Origin of the sequence: Bacillus paranthracis (assembly GCF_001883995.1) — a bacterium.
Lineage (GTDB): Bacteria > Bacillota > Bacilli > Bacillales > Bacillaceae_G > Bacillus_A > Bacillus_A paranthracis.
On sequence record NZ_MACE01000029.1, the window covers coordinates 45444 to 60008 of the forward strand.

Sequence of the window (14565 nt, forward strand, 5' to 3'; positions counted from 1 at the left end):
ATGGAAGTGGCTGGACAAACTATCGAACGAGATGACAATACCATTACATTGTTGTAATAGAAGAAGTGGTGTAATGTAAGGTGTATTTTGTTATAAAAAAAATAGTACAGATATACAAAGAGAGAGTGTAACAGTTTTGAAAATATAGTATACTGAAAATACAACACATGAAGAATTTAGGGAAAAGAAAGTATGGTGAAACCATTTGGCTACCAAGCATAACCAAATTTTAGAACATATTAATAGCCTGCCAGTAGGGCATAAAATTTCTGTAAGGCAAATTGCAAAAGATTTGAGTGTAAGTGAAGGTACAGCTTATCGTGCAATTAAAGATGCAGAAAATAAAGGGTATGTTAGTACGATTGAACGTGTCGGAACAATTCGAATTGAACAAAAGAAGAAAGAAAATATTGAAAAGCTGACATATGCAGAAGTCGTTAACATTGTCGATGGTCAAGTACTTGGAGGCAGAGAAGGACTACATAAAACGTTAAATAAATTCGTAATCGGAGCAATGAAATTAGAAGCGATGATGCGCTATACAGAAGCTGGAAACTTACTTATTGTCGGTAATCGTACGAACGCACATCAATTAGCGTTAGAAACCGGAGCTGCGGTGTTAATTACGGGCGGATTTGATACGGAAGATCATGTGAAGAAATTAGCAGATGAATTAAAACTGCCGATTATTTCAAGTAGTTACGATACATTTACAGTTGCAACGTTAATTAACCGTGCGATTTACGATCAGCTTATTAAGAAAGAAATTGTACTCGTTGAAGATATTTTAACGCCAATTGAAGAAACGTTATATTTAAAGCCAGATGATACAGTGCAGCAATGGCATGCGTATAACGAAGAGACGATGCACGGAAGATATCCGATTGTTGATGAAAATAAAAAGGTGTTAGGTATTGTAACTTCAAAAGATATGATCGGTGTAGCGAAAGAAACACCAATTGATAAAGTGATGACAAAGCATCCGATTACGGTAAATGGAAAAATGTCTGTCGCAGCTGCGGCGCGTATGATGGTGTGGGAAGGTATTGAGTTACTTCCAGTTGTTGATGAAGGAAATAAGTTGCAAGGTATTATTAGCCGTCAAGATGTACTTCAGGCGTTGCAAATGATTCAGCGTCAACCGCAAGTCGGTGAAACAATCGATGATATTGTAACGAATCAATTTATGACGCCGAAAGAAGCGAAAAATGAGCATCTATATCAATTTTCAGTGACACCGCAAATGACGAATTCAATCGGAACGCTATCTTACGGTGTATTCGCAACGATTGTGACAGAAGCAACGAATCGCGTTATTCGTGCGCAAAAGAAGAGCGATTTAATTGTTGAGAACTTAACAATTTATTTCGTAAAACCAGTTCAAATTGACAATGTTGTATCGGTTCATCCGAAAGTATTAGAAATAGGACGTAAATTTGGTAAGGTTGATGTAGAAGTACATCATGAAGGTAATGTTGTTGGGAAAGCATTACTTATGGTGCAATTGATCGATAAATAAAAAGATGGAGCAAGCCGCTTTGGTTTGTTCCATTTTTTTAAGAAGGTATAGTAGAGCTTTTTAAAATTTAGTTATCAACTGAATCTATTATGTTTTGAATTGCAAAAGAAAAAGGTAAATTACGTTCTGTTTCATATTTATAAATAGAAGCGTGCAATCATTTGAAGATGCTTGAACAATAATTGTGGAGGTGTCGAATGGGAGTAATAATTCTCTTTTTAGGGGTAGTATTTGCAATAACTTTTCATGTGTTAACACATCGAAGAATGGATATAAAGAAAAAGAAATTGTATGTAGTAAGTTTGATTTTCGCTATTGTTTGTTCCTTTATCTCTACAGCTGGAGAAAATAAGGGCGATTTTCTATACTTTGGTGTACCAGCTGAAACATTTGTTTATTATGGTGGATGGGAATTTTCGTTTCATCCATTAGGTTTTTTCCTTAATTTTATTTTGTTTTATTGGATTTTGAAGCTGTTATTTAAGCTGCGTAAGAGTTTGGGTAGTGAAGTGCAAAAATAGCAGTATATGTTGGAGACTTTAGCTAATCTATATCAGGTTAGAGAATTGGTTGTTAGTCGATAGAAAAGCTTACACTACTAATTATTAAAGGGAAACTATGCTGCACTATATGTACTAGGGGGGAGAAGAATGGATTTTCACATTAAAGAGCAGTTATGTAAGCAATATAATTTAAATAGTCTTATGAAAGTTTCATTGTTGCATGGGGGAGAAAATCAAACATATATGTTCGAATCGGACAAAAATAAATTTGTAGTTAGGCAGTATAGAGAAGGACGTTATATAGCCGAGCAAATAGAAGCTGAAATACATTGGTTAATAGCGATACAAAAACAAATGTTAGTACCAGAAGTAGTTGTAAATAAAGATGGTGACTGGATCACACCTGTTATGAAAGATGAGGGAAGTATCCAGTATTTTGTTGTCTTTAGGTTTATAAATGGAAGTGAAATTATAGAACCAAAGGATAAAGATTATGAAAAACTTGGATCACTCATGCGAATGTTTCATGAAAAAGCAAATGGAGTACTTAAAAGTGTGCCGCAAACTTGGAGGGGTTATGAAAGACCTATATATAGCGAGAAAAAGATGATTCATGAGCCTTTACAATGTTTATTACATGCTTCTTTTTTATCTTATGAGGATAAAAATAAATGCTTGAGAATTGCAGAAAGAATACAAGAACTTACAAACTCAATTCAATTGGGAGAAAAACAATTTGTTCACGGAGATATGCATTTTGGAAATATTCTTGTAGACAAAGAGGATTGGTATTTACTCGATTTTGATGAATGTGGATTTGGGTATAAAGAGTTTGATATTGGTGTTCCTAGATTGCATTTAATTGCTTCTGGACAGTTAGAAGAGGCATGGGGGAACTTCATGATGGGATATGGGGGGAATATTTCGGAAGCAGCCATTCGACTTGGAACTGCTTTAAGAATCTTTTATATGGCAGGGAAAATACCATTAAGACTTGATATTGAACCTATTAAAAAGAATCCTGATTATTTCATTCGCCGATATATTCAGTATGCGGAAGAGGAGTTATACAGTAAGACAATTGTCTGATAAAAAAACAGAATATTAATTCATTTGGATTCTAGACTATGTTATAATTTAATTGTAAGAAAATGGATTTCTGAAAGGTGGTATGCATGATGTCATCGACAGTACTCTTTTTTGGTAGTATCGCACTATTTTACTTCCTTGTGATGATACCGATTCAATATTTATACTTACAAGGTTTACATGAAAAAAAGAAAAAAACAGGATTATCTCAGCGAGAGCTATATGAAAAAATGTCTTTTGGGGAAGAACAGTTACATCTCCATGTGCAAGGCAATCCATTCAATATTCCTTCTGCGTTTGTCGCATATATGATTTTGAAAGTTAGAGGACGTAAAAAAGCATCACAATGTTGATGCTTTTTTACGTTGCTTCATAGACTTCGGCTTCTTCAACTGCTAATGGTAAGAAATGTTTGTATTGGCGAAATCCATTAAATACACTTGCACTGCCAAATAGAACGAATAAGATACCAACGATAATACGAGCGGTTGAAAGTTCTAAAAAGAATTGGTTTATCCCGAAGAATAAGACGAATGAACCGAGTGCCATTGCGGATTTTCCTGAGAGCCAACCTTTCTCCATTGGGCGGTTTGTACGAAAGTATTTTGTTTTGTAGAAGAGGTACAACATAAATGAGACGATAATACAGAAGACTAATACTGGCATCATGCACACTCCCATCGCTTTATGAAAAAAATAGTAGAGAAAAAAGAAATATCTAAACTTTCTAATTTTTATTATAAAGCAATTGTTCGCATGTATGAAATACTTTCCGTTATAATGGAGGATAAAGTGAGACTTTCATTAGTGTGGGGATGTGTCCGTGCTAATGATTAGCCCACATTCATTGGGCTTTTACTGCACGTTAAAGTGAAGAAGTTGAATAAAAAGGAGATTATACATATGCATGAGCAAATTTTAGGAGCAATTAAAGAGTTTGATACAATTATTATTCATCGTCATGTGCGTCCGGATCCAGATGCGTTAGGTTCACAGGGCGGTCTTAGTACAATTCTACAAGAATCGTTTCCAGAGAAAAATATTTATACGGTTGGGTACAATGAACCGTCATTAGCATATTTACGAGTAATGGATGATATTGAAGATAGTGTATACGAAAATGCGCTCGTTATCGTTTGTGATACAGCAAACCAAGAACGTGTTGACGATCAACGCTATACAAAAGGGAAGATGTTAATCAAAATTGATCATCATCCAAATGAAGATCCATACGGAGACATTACGTGGGTAGATACGACAGCAAGTTCTACAAGTGAAATGATTTATGAGTTTTATAATTATGGAAAAGATAAAGGATTAAAAATAACAAAAGAAGCAGCTCGTCTTATTTTAGCGGGTATTGTTGGGGATACAGGTCGTTTCTTATTCCCGAATACAACAGCAAAAACACTTCGTTACGTAAGTGAGCTTGTTGACATGGGTGTGAAATTCACAGACTTATACAATGAAATGTATAAGACAAAAGAAAAAATCGCTCGTTTAAACGGTTATATTTTACAAAACTTTACGATGGTAGAAGAAGGAGCAGCTTACATTAAATTAACGAAAGAAGTATTAGAAGAATTTGATGTACTTCCTTCTGAGGCATCCGGCGTTGTTGGAGCACTTGGTAATATTGATGGATTAAAGGCATGGGTTCTATTTTTAGAGGAAGACGATGTGATTCGTGTTCGCCTTCGTTCAAAAGGACCAGTTATAAATAAATTAGCAATGCAATATAACGGCGGAGGACATCCGATGGCTTCTGGTGCAAAAGCATCTTCTTGGGAGGAAGCGGATCGTCTATTTGCTGATTTACGTGAGATTTGTAAATAAGAAATTATATGTTAGAACGAAAAGAAGGAGTGGCGCTAAACCCCTCCTTCTTTATCCCGCTTTAATGGGCAGTAAGACCCCCACCTCAAATTTCAGCGAAAGCAAAGAAGTTAGGTGGGGGATCAACTGCCCATAAAAGCCCGATTGGTTCAACTAATAATCAGTGGGGGATGAAGAAACCCCCCACTGATTAAAGTTTCACTTTATTTTTCTTTCTCTATCGTAATGCTAATTTCCAGCACGGTATCAAAAGATATTGTATCGACTTTAAAACGGTATAGCCGATCGTAATGTTTGTACGTTTTGTTTTCGATTACCTTTTTGAGTAGGTCTTTATTTTTTGCGATACTTTGTATGTTTTTCGTTAAAAGATGCTGGAGGTCATTATGGATAGAAGTAGTCATGTTTTCAATTGTAAGGTTGTCTAAATCGTATTTTTCTCGATTTATAAGTTTTATTTTAATCTCTTGAATGGTTAAGAGCCGTTTATTTTCAGTATTTAATTTTTCTTGATCTTCGAGAAGGACGTGGAGTTTTGCTTCTTGTTTTTCTATAATTTCTCTTTGTTCTGCTATTTTACTAGCTTGTTCTTCTTGAAAAACACCGTATATGTACAAAAAAATAAACCAGCTCAACACGCCCCCAACAGCAGCACCAGCTAAAACTAAATACCATCTTTTTGCTGTATTGGCACTTGGTACTCTCATACATGCTCCTGCGTTAGCCATTTAATAATAATAAGACCAGTTTGCATACCACCTGTTGCGAAAAAAATAAGGAGAATTTGTTTTACGATATCTTTCATATCCCCGCCAAAGAAACTTCTTTCAAAACTATAAAAAGTATCAAATGTTCCGCCGATCGCTGCAACGAGTGCCCAAATTCTTAAATTTTGGGCGAATTGATTAATGTAAGTGAGAGTTGGTTTTCCGATAAGAAATGCACCAAATCCACCAATTAATGAACCACCAAGTATAACCCCAAAGGCAATAAAGTAACTAATAATAAGCAGAGAGAAAAAAGTGTGTTCTCTTACATCCATCGTCATTCCCCTTTCTTCTTCATATATATGGACAAAGTATAAGAAGTATGTTTTGATTTCCTCTTTCCTCTTCACCTATAATAAAAGTAGTCAAATAGGTAAAGAGAGGGTACAACAGTGAAGTTTGTGCATTTACAATGTCAAACCGTTTTTAGTTTATTAAAAAGTGCTTGTAAAATTGATGAACTTGTAGTTAGGGCGAAAGAGCTCGGTTATTCATCGCTAGCTATTACGGATGAAAATGTTATGTATGGCGTTATTCCATTTTATAAAGCATGTAAGAAACATGGTATACATCCTATTATCGGCTTAACAGCTTCTATTTTTAGTGAAGAAGAAGAAAAGTCTTATCCGCTTGTCTTACTTGCTGAAAATGAAATAGGTTATCAAAATTTATTAAAGATCTCTAGTAGCATTATGACAAAGTCAAAAGAAGGTATTCCTAAGAAATGGCTTGCACATTATGCGAAAGGATTAATTGCTATTTCACCAGGTAAAGATGGGGAAATCGAACAATTATTATTAGAAGACAAAGAGAGTCAAGCTGAAGAAGTAGCTCGTATGTATCAAAATATGTTCGGCAGTTTTTATATGAGTTTACAGCATCATGCGATTCAAGATGAACTGCTTCTGCAAGAAAAATTACCTGCATTTATGAATAGGATAAATATTCCGGTTGTAGCGACGAACGATGTACGCTACATCAATCAAAGTGACGCACTTGTTCATGAATGTTTATTATCTGTTGAAAGTGGAACGAAAATGACGGATCCTGATAGGCCGAGGCTGAAAACAGATCAATATTATTTAAAATCATCAGATGAAATGGAAGCCCTATTTTCTCACGTAGAAGAAGCGATTTATAACACAGTAGAAATTGCAGAACGTTGTAGAGTAGAAATACCGTTTCATGTAAATCAATTACCTAAATTCCCTGTTCCATCTAACGAGACGAATGATATGTATTTGCGCCGCGTTTGTGAAGAAGGGTTACAGAAACGTTATGGTACGCCGAAAGAAGTACATATAAATCGTTTGAATCATGAATTAAACGTGATTTCTAGCATGGGATTTAGTGATTATTTCCTTATCGTATGGGACTTTATGAAATATGCGCATGAGAATCATATTTTAACAGGGCCAGGTCGTGGATCAGCGGCTGGCTCACTCGTTTCTTACGTATTAGAAATTACAGATATTGATCCAATTGAATACGATCTATTATTTGAAAGGTTTTTAAACCCAGAGCGTGTGACACTTCCAGATATTGATATTGATTTTCCGGATATAAGACGTGATGAGATGATTCGATATGTGAAGGATAAATATGGTCAGCTTCGTGTTGCGCAAATTGTAACGTTTGGGACGCTTGCAGCGAAAGCGGCAATTAGAGATATTGCGCGTGTAATGGGTCTTCCGCCGCGAGATATCGACATATTCTCAAAACTTATCCCATCAAAGCTTGGTATAACGTTAAAAGATGCATATGAGGAATCGCAATCACTCCGTGAATTTATACAAGGGAATCTTCTGCATGAACGTGTGTTTGAAATTGCAAAACGTGTAGAAGGCTTGCCGCGTCATACGTCTATTCACGCAGCTGGCGTTATTATGAGCCAAGAGCCATTAACCGGAAGTGTTGCAATTCAAGAAGGGCATAACGATGTGTATGTTACGCAATACCCAGCTGATGCATTAGAAGAACTTGGGTTGCTCAAGATGGACTTTTTAGGATTACGTAATTTAACGTTACTTGAAAATATTATAAAGTTTATCGTGCAAAAAACAGGAAAAGAAATCGATATAAGAAATTTACCACTTCAAGATGAAAAGACATTCCAATTGTTAGGTAGAGGGGATACAACAGGTGTATTCCAGCTTGAATCAGGTGGTATGCGAAATGTGCTTCGCGGGTTAAAGCCGAATGAATTTGAAGATATTGTTGCTGTTAACTCGTTATATAGACCAGGACCGATGGAACAAATTCCAACCTTTATTGAATCAAAACACGGAAAAAGACAAATTGAATATTTACATCCGGACTTAAAGCCGATTTTAGAAAGAACATACGGTGTAATTGTATACCAAGAACAAATTATGCAAATCGCGTCGAAGTTGGCGGGCTTCTCGCTCGGAGAAGCCGATTTATTACGCCGTGCAGTGAGTAAAAAAAATCGTGATATTTTAGATCAGGAACGTAAGCATTTTGTGCAAGGGTGTTTACAAAATGGTTATGACGAGACATCTGCAGAGAAAATTTATGATTTAATTGTAAGATTTGCAAATTACGGCTTTAACCGAAGTCACGCTGTAGCCTACAGTATGATTGGATATCAGCTTGCTTACTTAAAAGCGAATTATACGCTGGAATTTATGACGGCACTATTATCGAGTGCAATTGGAAATGAAGATAAGATTGTGCAGTATATACGCGAAACGAAGCGAAAAGGTTTTCATGTTTTGCCGCCGTCTCTTCAGAGAAGTGGTTACAATTTCCAAATAGAAGGAAATGCAATACGTTACAGCTTACTTTCCATTCGAAACATCGGAATGGCTACAGTGACAGCATTAATCGAAGAACGAGAGAAAAAAATGTTTGAAGATTTATTTGAATTTTGTCTGCGCATGCCATCAAAGTTTGTAACAGAGCGAAATTTAGAGGCGTTCGTCTGGTCTGGGTGTTTTGACGATTTCGGTGTTTCGAGAACGAATTTATGGAAAAGTCTTAAAGGAGCGTTAGAGTATGCCAATCTTGCACGTGATTTAGGAGATGCTGTTCCGAAATCAAAATACGTACAAGGAGAAGAGCTCTCTTTTATTGAACAGTTAAATAAAGAGAAGGAAGTACTAGGTTTTTATTTATCAAGCTATCCGACAGCGCAGTATGTGAAGTTAGCGAAAGAATTAGAAATTCCAACTCTCGCTCAGGCGATGCGACATAAGAAAAAAGTACAAAGAGCTATCGTGTACATAACAAGCGTGAGAGTGATTCGTACGAAAAAGTTGCAAAAGATGGCATTTATTACATTTTGTGATCAAAATGATGAAATGGAAGCAGTTCTTTTCCCCGAAACGTATATACATTTCTCAGATAAGTTACAAGAAGGAGCAATTGTTTTAGTTGACGGCATGATTGAGCTTAGAAATCATAAGCTGCAATGGATTGTAAATGGACTATATCCGTTAGAAGAAATGGATGTGTATGAAGAAAAGAAAGATGCGTCTGTTTACGTGAAATTGCCATCTCAATATGAGAAAAAGCTTTTAAATCAGGTTACTAAAATATTGTTTGACTATTCGGGTTTTGCGAAAGTACTAATTTATTATGAAAAGGAACATAAAATGGTACAATTATCACGAAGTTTATCGATTCATCCAAGTGAAGAATGTTTAGGAGCACTTCGTGAAATTGTCGGGGAAGAAAATGTGGTTGTGAAAATATAATGGACAATTTCCCTACACTTCGATTATTATAGTAGTAGTGTTCGTGGTCAGACCACTTGGAGAAATTGATATCAGCAAGAATAATTTGAGGAGAGTGGATAGTTTGTCAACACTTCGTGAAGAAGCACTTCACATGCATAAAGTGCATCAAGGAAAATTAGAAACTGTATCAAAAGTAAAAGTAGAAAATGCAAAAGATTTAAGTCTTGCATATTCTCCAGGGGTTGCAGAACCTTGTAAAGAAATTTATGACGATAAAAGTAAGGTATATGAATATACAATGAAGGGAAATATGGTAGCAGTTGTGACAGATGGAACGGCTGTACTTGGTCTTGGTAACATCGGACCTGAAGCATCTCTTCCAGTAATGGAAGGTAAAGCTGTATTATTCAAGAGCTTTGCTGGTGTAGATGCATTCCCAATTGCCTTAAATACAAACGATGTAGATAAAATTGTTGAAACTGTAAAATTAATGGAGCCAACTTTTGGCGGCGTTAACTTAGAGGATATCGCAGCACCAAACTGCTTCATTATTGAAGAACGTTTGAAAAAAGAAACAAATATTCCTATCTTCCATGATGATCAACACGGAACAGCTATCGTAACAGTAGCGGGTCTTGTGAACGCGCTAAAACTAGTTGGAAAGAAAATGTCTGACATTAAAGTTGTCGCAAATGGCGCAGGTGCAGCAGGTATTGCAATTATTAAACTTTTATATCGCTATGGCGTACGCGACATTATTATGTGTGACCGTAAAGGGGCAATCTATGATGGTCGTCCTACAGGTATGAATCAGGTGAAGGATGAAGTGGCAAAATATACAAATAAGAATCGTATCGAAGGTTCTTTAGCTGATGTTGTACAAGGTGCGGACGTATTCATTGGTGTATCTGCAGAAGGTGCATTAACAGAAGAGATGGTTCGTACAATGAATGACGATGCAATTATTTTTGCAATGGCGAATCCAGTTCCAGAAATTATGCCAGAATTGGCAAAAGCAGCGGGCGCAGCTGTTGTTGGAACGGGTCGTTCTGACTTCGCAAACCAAGTAAATAATGTACTAGCGTTCCCTGGTATTTTCCGCGGTGCACTTGACGTACATGCGACACAAATTAACGAAGAAATGAAGATGGCAGCTGTACAAGCTATTGCTGAGCTTGTAGCAGAAGATGAGTTAAATGCAGACTATATCATTCCAGCACCGTTTGACGCGCGTGTAGCGCCTCAAGTAGCAGCTTACGTTGCAAAAGCTGCAATGGAGACAGGAGTAGCTCGCCGTCAAGTAGATCCAAATGAAGTTGCTGAGAAAACAAAACAATTAGCGCTGATTGGTAAAGAATAAGCGAGGAATTTCCATTGACATCATCAAATACAAAAGTATATCTCGAAATTGTAAAAAAAATCCGTTCCATTATGGAAGAGGATGGATTGGTAGCAGGGGATCGTTTGCCGTCTGAGCGTGAGTTAAGTTCACGTTTAAACGTAGGACGTTCCTCTGTAAGAGAAGCGTTGCGTGCTTTAGAACTTGTAGGATTAATTGAAACGAGACGTGGTGAAGGGACGTTTATTCGAAACTTTTACGATAACGGTCTTGTACAATTGATTGCTCCGTTCTTGCTGCAAGATGAGAAAACAATTCGTGATTTATTACAAACAAAACGATTGCTTGAGAAAGATATGATTCGAATTGTATGTAATTTACCGAAAGAAATGTTTTCTAAAGTGCTAAGTAAATTACATCAAGTGCTTGAAGGAAATGAAAACTCAGTTCCAATGCTTCACCAAACGTTCTTTAAAACACTTATTGAACAAGTCGATAATTATTTACTATATCGCATTTGGATGATCGTAAATGATTACGTATCAACGCTTTCTTGTAAAGTTTCAGGAGATTCTATCGATATGTATAGAAAGCTTTACGCTATTTTGGAAGAAAAACAAGAAAATGATGCACTAAAAATTTACGATGAATTAGTAGAGAATATACAGTTTCACTCGTAATGTATAAAATTTGTCGAAATGACCATGACACGTTATGACAAACATTCTATCGCGTAGCGGTTAAAGTTAAACGTAAAGAGTGAGGTTATTAGACAGATTGAGAAGATAAGGCTAACATCAAACTTTGGTGTTAGCCCAATTTTCTTCTTACGCTAACCTTAGCTCTCAACGAAGGGGGTCAAATTGTGCTAAGAGATTTATTCGTGAAAAAGAAAAAGTACGCTGCAATACCTTCAGAACAAGTACGAAAAGATGTACCAGACGGCGTTATGACAAAATGTCCGAAATGTAAAAAAATCATGTATACGAAAGAGCTTCTAAAAAATTTAAAAGTATGTGTGAATTGTGGATATCATCATCCTATGAATGCATGGGAACGTCTTGATAGTATATTGGACGAAGGGTCATTCCGTGAGTATGACAAAGAAATGGTTTCATTAAATCCACTCGAGTTTCCAGATTATGAAGAGAAACTAGAGAGCGATCGTAAGAAGACTGACTTGAACGAAGCGGTTGTAACTGGTGAAGGAACAATTGATGACATGCTTGTTGTTGTTGCAGTAATGGATTCTCGTTTTCGAATGGGGAGCATGGGCTCTGTTGTAGGAGAAAAAATTGCCCGTGCGGTTGAAAAGGCATACGACTTACAAGTTCCATTTATTATCTTTACTGCTTCGGGTGGTGCCCGTATGCAAGAAGGGATATTAAGTTTAATGCAAATGGCAAAAACAAGCGTAGCTTTGAAAAAGCATAGTAATGCAGGAGGATTATTTATTTCTGTTATGACTCACCCAACGACGGGCGGGGTTTCAGCGAGTTTCGCTTCACTTGGTGATTATAATCTTGCAGAACCAGGGGCGCTGATCGGATTTGCTGGTAGACGTGTAATTGAACAAACGGTGCGTGAGAAACTACCGGAAGATTTCCAAACGGCAGAATTCTTACTAGAACATGGTCAATTAGATGCGGTGGTACATCGTGATGATATGAGAGAATCGCTTCGTAAGATTTTAGAAGTTCATCAAGGAGGGGAAATGGCTGTATGGCAGAGCTAGAATTTGAGAAACCAGTTGTTGAGCTAAGAAATAAGATTCGTGAACTGAAAGACTATACGAAAAACAGCCAGATGGACTTCAGTGAGGAGATTCGTATTTTGGAAGACAAGCTAGAAAATTTAGAGGAAGATATATACGGCAATATGAAAGTATGGGACCGTGTTCAAATTGCTCGTCATGCAGAACGACCGACAACGCTCGATTATATTGAGCACTTATTTACTGATTTTTTTGAATGTCATGGAGATCGTCTATTTGGCGATGATGCAGCGATTGTCGGCGGCATTGCGAAGTATAAAGGGATGCCTGTAACTGTAATCGGGCATCAACGCGGAAAAGATACGAAAGAAAATATTCGCCGTAATTTTGGGATGCCTCACCCAGAAGGATATCGAAAAGCATTGCGTTTAATGAAGCAGGCGGAAAAGTTCAATCGTCCAATTATTTGTTTTATTGATACGAAAGGAGCTTATCCTGGTAAAGCTGCTGAAGAACGTGGTCAAAGTGAAGCGATCGCCCGCAATTTATTTGAAATGGCAGGCTTAACGGTTCCTGTTATTTGTATCGTTATCGGCGAAGGTGGTAGTGGTGGTGCACTAGGTCTTGGAGTAGGAGATTACATTCATATGCTAGAAAATTCCACTTATTCTGTTATTACGCCAGAGGGTGCAGCGGCAATTCTTTGGAAAGATGCAGGAAAAGCAAAGGAAGCTGCAGAGGCGATGAGAATTACAGCAGCAGATTTGAAAGAATTAGGTGTAATTGACGAAATTATTCCAGAGGCAAAAGGTGGAGCACACCGTAATGTTTTGAAACAGTCAGAAAATATAGATTTAATGCTTAGAAAAACTTTTGAACAATTAAACGGAATTTCGAAAGATGAATTAATCGAAAAACGTTATGAAAAATATATGAAAATTGGGCAAGTTTCGTTTTCAAACGCTTCCATTTGGATAAAATAAGAAAAGCGTGCGTTCCACTTCGCGAATGCACGTTTTTATTATGAAAAGACACATCTTCTCCATTGTATTTTTATATTTTTTCGTGTTATTTTATTATAAGGCAAATAATCTTTATGAGGTGAGTACAAATGAAACGTATTGGTGTATTAACAAGTGGTGGAGATTCACCTGGTATGAATGCTGCCATTCGTGCAGTTGTTCGTAAAGCGATTTTCCATGATATTGAAGTATATGGTATTTACCATGGATACGCTGGATTAATTTCTGGTCACATTGAAAAATTAGAACTAGGTTCTGTTGGCGATATTATCCACCGCGGTGGTACGAAATTATATACAGCAAGATGTCCTGAGTTTAAAGACCCAGAAGTACGACTAAAAGGTATCGAGCAATTAAAGAAACACGGTATCGAAGGACTTGTTGTTATTGGTGGAGATGGTTCTTACCAAGGCGCTAAAAAATTAACTGAACAAGGATTCCCATGTGTTGGTGTACCAGGTACAATCGACAATGATATCCCTGGAACAGACTTTACAATTGGTTTCGATACAGCTTTAAATACTGTTATTGATGCAATTGATAAAATTCGTGACACAGCTACATCTCATGAACGTACATATGTTATCGAAGTAATGGGACGTCACGCTGGTGATATCGCATTATGGGCTGGTTTAGCTGATGGTGCGGAGACAATCTTAATTCCAGAAGAAGAGTATGACATGGATGAGGTTATCGCTCGTCTGAAACGCGGTAGTGAACGTGGTAAAAAACACAGTATTATCGTTGTAGCTGAAGGTGTTGGAAGTGCAATTGACTTCGGTAAGCACATTGAAGAAGCAACAAACTTTGATACTCGTGTAACTGTATTAGGTCACGTACAACGTGGTGGATCACCAAGTGCACAAGACCGTGTATTAGCAAGTCGTCTTGGTGCAAGAGCAGTTGAATTGTTAATTGCTGGTAAAGGTGGACGTTGTGTAGGTATTCAAAATAATAAACTTGTTGATCATGACATTATCGAAGCGTTAGCTCAAAAACATACAATCGATAAAGATATGTGTCAATTATCTAAAGAATTATCCATCTAATCGGCGTAATGTCGGATATTTGGGAA

At 36.9% G+C, this 14565-nt stretch carries 14 protein-coding genes; 11 read left to right on the forward strand and 3 right to left on the reverse strand.

What is annotated here, in order from left to right; translation table 11 throughout:
- The first annotated feature begins 205 nt into the window (after positions 1-205).
- From BAQ46_RS13085 to BAQ46_RS13100, 4 genes are all read left to right on the forward strand, one after another.
- Positions 206-1519, forward strand: a complete 1314-nt coding sequence (locus BAQ46_RS13085; RefSeq protein WP_000201583.1) for a CBS domain-containing protein — start codon at positions 206-208, stop codon at positions 1517-1519.
- A gap of 197 nt (positions 1520-1716) precedes the next feature.
- Positions 1717-2040 (forward strand): hypothetical protein, encoded by a 324-nt coding sequence (locus BAQ46_RS13090; RefSeq protein ID WP_061185510.1) that lies wholly within the window; start codon positions 1717-1719, stop codon positions 2038-2040.
- A gap of 129 nt (positions 2041-2169) precedes the next feature.
- Entirely contained in the window at positions 2170-3111 is a 942-nt protein-coding gene (locus BAQ46_RS13095) for a phosphotransferase enzyme family protein (RefSeq protein WP_071742018.1), read from the forward strand.
- Between the two features lie 89 nt (positions 3112-3200).
- On the forward strand, positions 3201-3464 hold the full coding sequence (locus BAQ46_RS13100) for a DUF3949 domain-containing protein (protein ID WP_000099739.1): 264 nt from the start codon (positions 3201-3203) through the stop codon (positions 3462-3464).
- Positions 3465-3471: 7 nt separating this feature from the next.
- On the opposite strand, the gene BAQ46_RS13105 is transcribed toward BAQ46_RS13100, so the two are convergent.
- Positions 3472-3777, reverse strand: a complete 306-nt coding sequence (locus tag BAQ46_RS13105; protein ID WP_001144765.1) for a YtpI family protein — start codon at positions 3775-3777, stop codon at positions 3472-3474.
- Between the two features lie 237 nt (positions 3778-4014).
- Here BAQ46_RS13105 and BAQ46_RS13110 point away from each other — a divergent pair, with 237 nt between their 5' ends.
- A complete protein-coding gene (locus tag BAQ46_RS13110) occupies positions 4015-4947 on the forward strand; it encodes a DHH family phosphoesterase (protein ID WP_000545147.1) in 933 nt (310 codons plus the stop codon).
- 203 nt (positions 4948-5150) lie between these two features.
- Here the strand turns inward: BAQ46_RS13110 and ytrI are convergent, their stop codons facing one another.
- Both ytrI and BAQ46_RS13120 read right to left on the reverse strand, forming a co-directional pair.
- Positions 5151-5654: a sporulation membrane protein YtrI gene (gene ytrI, locus BAQ46_RS13115; RefSeq protein ID WP_001265735.1), complete on the reverse strand. Its 504-nt coding sequence runs from the start codon at positions 5652-5654 to the stop codon at positions 5151-5153.
- A complete protein-coding gene (locus BAQ46_RS13120; RefSeq protein ID WP_001998397.1) occupies positions 5651-6064 on the reverse strand; it encodes a YtrH family sporulation protein in 414 nt (137 codons plus the stop codon). The genes ytrI and BAQ46_RS13120 overlap by 4 nt, the downstream gene beginning before the upstream one ends.
- Positions 6065-6106: 42 nt before the next feature.
- Between BAQ46_RS13120 and dnaE the strand changes: the two genes are divergently transcribed.
- From dnaE to pfkA, 6 genes are all read left to right on the forward strand, one after another.
- The gene (dnaE, locus tag BAQ46_RS13125; RefSeq protein WP_000673751.1) at positions 6107-9433 is read left to right on the forward strand and encodes a DNA polymerase III subunit alpha; all 3327 of its coding nucleotides are present in this window, start codon (positions 6107-6109) and stop codon (positions 9431-9433) included.
- 133 nt (positions 9434-9566) lie between these two features.
- The gene (gene ystJ / locus BAQ46_RS13130; RefSeq protein ID WP_169823863.1) at positions 9567-10775 is read left to right on the forward strand and encodes an NADP-dependent malic enzyme; all 1209 of its coding nucleotides are present in this window, start codon (positions 9567-9569) and stop codon (positions 10773-10775) included.
- Positions 10776-10789: 14 nt separating this feature from the next.
- The gene (locus BAQ46_RS13135; RefSeq protein WP_000204431.1) at positions 10790-11434 is read left to right on the forward strand and encodes a FadR/GntR family transcriptional regulator; all 645 of its coding nucleotides are present in this window, start codon (positions 10790-10792) and stop codon (positions 11432-11434) included.
- 185 nt (positions 11435-11619) lie between these two features.
- The gene (accD, locus tag BAQ46_RS13140; RefSeq protein ID WP_000942861.1) at positions 11620-12489 is read left to right on the forward strand and encodes an acetyl-CoA carboxylase, carboxyltransferase subunit beta; all 870 of its coding nucleotides are present in this window, start codon (positions 11620-11622) and stop codon (positions 12487-12489) included.
- Positions 12477-13451 carry an acetyl-CoA carboxylase carboxyl transferase subunit alpha gene (gene accA, locus BAQ46_RS13145; RefSeq protein WP_000818794.1) on the forward strand — a complete coding sequence of 325 codons (975 nt, stop codon included), beginning with the start codon at positions 12477-12479 and terminating at the stop codon, positions 13449-13451. Before accD ends, accA begins: the two co-directional genes overlap by 13 nt.
- Positions 13452-13579: 128 nt before the next feature.
- Positions 13580-14539, forward strand: a complete 960-nt coding sequence (gene pfkA / locus BAQ46_RS13150; protein WP_000821160.1) for a 6-phosphofructokinase — start codon at positions 13580-13582, stop codon at positions 14537-14539.
- Positions 14540-14565 lie beyond the last annotated feature (26 nt).

Excerpts from the sequence above, each read along its gene's own strand:
- BAQ46_RS13100 (WP_000099739.1), top strand. The coding sequence starts at position 3,201 with ATGTCATCGACAGTACTCTTTTTTGGTAGTATCGCACTATTTTACTTC.
- BAQ46_RS13095 (WP_071742018.1), top strand. The coding sequence starts at position 2,170 with ATGGATTTTCACATTAAAGAGCAGTTATGTAAGCAATATAATTTAAAT.
- pfkA (WP_000821160.1), top strand. The coding sequence starts at position 13,580 with ATGAAACGTATTGGTGTATTAACAAGTGGTGGAGATTCACCTGGTATG.
- BAQ46_RS13090 (WP_061185510.1), top strand. The coding sequence starts at position 1,717 with ATGGGAGTAATAATTCTCTTTTTAGGGGTAGTATTTGCAATAACTTTT.
- BAQ46_RS13105 (WP_001144765.1), bottom strand. The coding sequence starts at position 3,777 with ATGCCAGTATTAGTCTTCTGTATTATCGTCTCATTTATGTTGTACCTC.
- ytrI (WP_001265735.1), bottom strand. The coding sequence starts at position 5,654 with ATGAGAGTACCAAGTGCCAATACAGCAAAAAGATGGTATTTAGTTTTA.
- BAQ46_RS13110 (WP_000545147.1), top strand. The coding sequence starts at position 4,015 with ATGCATGAGCAAATTTTAGGAGCAATTAAAGAGTTTGATACAATTATT.
- ystJ (WP_169823863.1), top strand. The coding sequence starts at position 9,567 with ATGCATAAAGTGCATCAAGGAAAATTAGAAACTGTATCAAAAGTAAAA.
- accA (WP_000818794.1), top strand. The coding sequence starts at position 12,477 with ATGGCAGAGCTAGAATTTGAGAAACCAGTTGTTGAGCTAAGAAATAAG.